The 2,441-nt window shown below is 42.1% G+C and carries 1 protein-coding gene; it reads left to right on the top strand.

The features are described from left to right. Nucleotides 1-438: 438 nt before the first annotated feature. Complete coding sequence (locus AACT18_RS00105; RefSeq protein WP_013867767.1) at nucleotides 439-675, top strand: RNA recognition motif domain-containing protein; 237 nt, start codon at nucleotides 439-441, stop codon at nucleotides 673-675. Nucleotides 676-2,441: the final 1,766 nt, after the last annotated feature.

The following is a 2,441-nucleotide window of genomic DNA, read 5'->3' as shown; positions in this document are numbered from 1 at the left end:
GAGCGATTTGGAAGAAAAGTGACGAGCGTAGCATGCTCGGCGGACGTTTGGATGCTGAAGGTTATTTTGCCGCTAAACTCACAGCGCTAAACAACCCAACGCGATCAAGAAACAACAAATATGTGATGATTATTTATTGCTTAAATTAAGCCACAAAACATGGAATTTACCGTTCAATTCAAACTCGATTTAGCTGATAAAAACTCACCTTGCCTAACGCCCGGTTAAGGGGCTGACAACGCAAAACACAGAACTTAAAATAACAACCGTAATCACAAATGTTGATTTGAACAAAAACCGCCACGCGTTGGCAGTCCCTCTTTAACCGTTTGTTATGCGGTTTTTTAACCAATACTAAGTGTAAAGAACGAATTGCTTAGCCAAACTTACCTTTAGCTGCCACAATTCGCACTGTCATTTACTACCAATTGGTTCATCATGAAACTTTTAGTTCGCAATCTATCTCGCTCTACAACTGAACAAGAACTTCGTGTTTTATTCTCAGCTCATGGCTCTGTAGCCGAATGCACGCTTGTCTTAGACCAAGTAACAGGTCAATCAAAAGGCTTTGCTTTTGTCGAAATGCCAAATGAAAACGAAGCTAATGCTGCAATTTCTAGCCTAAACCTTTCTGACGTTGCCAAAAGCAAAATCAGAGTAAAAGCCGCAGAATAAACACCTGAGATACAAAGAGTAAAGTTCCGTCAGTTCAAATATATTGGGCTGACGCTTTTTAGTTTCCGTTGAGCCTGTAGAACTGCATAACGCCCGGCTAAGGGGTTGACAACGCATAGCCGAACTCAAAAAAACACACTGTAAACACTGAACTTCAATTTTGCACTAAAGCCGCCACGCGTTGGCAATCCCTCTTGAGCCGTTTGTTATGCAAATTCAATGAGATAAACTGACTTTACACGACCAAAAGCAACCATCGCAATGGTTGAGTGATTCAAGAATCAACCAAAGTAAGAGCGGTGACAAATAAGCTGCCAAAACAAAGTCCACCTTTCAGCAACAAACCAAGCTTTTGAATCAGGAAAACTCAACGAGCGAGACCTTCAGCAAATACAGAATAATCGATAAACTTGCCCTTTCTACACTTTGCGCCCGCTGAATTGACAACAAACCAGCACCAAAACTCATTGAGGCAAACAAAGAACCTTGCCTGTTTTACGGCTTGAGTTCACCACGAATTTTAGGGTAAAAATGCTCATTTGCCGACAACACAAAACGAATGGCCGGAGAAACCTCAAAAAATCGAACCCTTAAATTTACCTGAGTTGCATAACGCCCTGCTAAGGGGTGAGCAATGCACTACGAAAGCTACCGCACACCGCCTTAATCACAAAACTCACCGCATGCTGAAAATGCCACGCATTGCGAATCCCGCTTAAGCAGTTTGTTAGCTTAAATTTCAGCACCTTAGATTTACTAAGCCCAAGATTAACCTGATTTAGGAAACCAACAAACTGCTTGAGTTTTAAAACCCGAATTGGCTCAAGCTTTGTGGCCTTTCATTTGCTTTTAAAATCAACAAATTTTGACAAATCACTTTCGGAAAACTCAACGCGAAAGCAAAACTGCCAAAACGACTTTGCGCCAGACTGGCTAACCTCGCGCAACCCCAAAACTCAATTGAGGCAACCGCTAAAAACTCGCGTTGGCAAACAATACTGGTTTGCCGATAAACTTGAGCGAATTGCCAATGGAAGAAAGAACAAGCAGCAAACAATTGATTTTTATTGTTTTAAGCTAACGCCCGGCTAAGGGGCTGACAACGCATAGCCGAACTCAAAAAACACACTGTAAACACTGAACTTCAATTTTGCACTAAAACCGCCAAGCGTTGGCAATCCCTCTTGAGCCGTTTGTTAGCTGCTGCACTTTAGCCGGAGATTCACTACCCAACAGCCTAATTTAAAAAACATTATTGCTTTCAAACGACAAAGTAAAACGGACAATTTAGAAACTAAAACCTAATCCACGAAACGCACTTGGCAAAGAAGAAATAACCGAGATACTGACGAGCTTCTAGGACTTAAATTTACAAAGAATTCTTTCGAAGAAGCCAACAACCAAGTGCGCGAAATCAACTTAAGCGCGAAAGAGCCTCAAACCAAAGAAGCCACACCAAAGAAATAAACAAACACACCACTTCCCGTAAGAAGACTTCGGTTAGTTCAAACACTTCACGAACAGTGCCACTGGCGAGATACGCGGAAAAGTGCAGACTTTCAGGTGTAAAGCTAGAGCCTCAGACTAAGAAAAATAAACACGTAATTTCATGATTTTTCTTAACCTCAGCTAACGCCCGGTTAAGGGGCAGCCAACGCCATTACCAAGCTTCCGCATAACACCGTAACCACAAAAACCAACGCACAGTAAAAATGCCACGCGTTGGCTGTCCCTCTTGAACCGTTTGTTATGCTTAAGCTTCAATG

Source organism: Vibrio sp. V04_P4A5T148, assembly GCF_963875605.1.
Classification (GTDB): domain Bacteria; phylum Pseudomonadota; class Gammaproteobacteria; order Enterobacterales; family Vibrionaceae; genus Vibrio; species Vibrio anguillarum.
The sequence above is the reverse complement of the archived record's forward strand: the minus strand, read 5'-3'. Positions and strand labels throughout refer to the sequence as shown.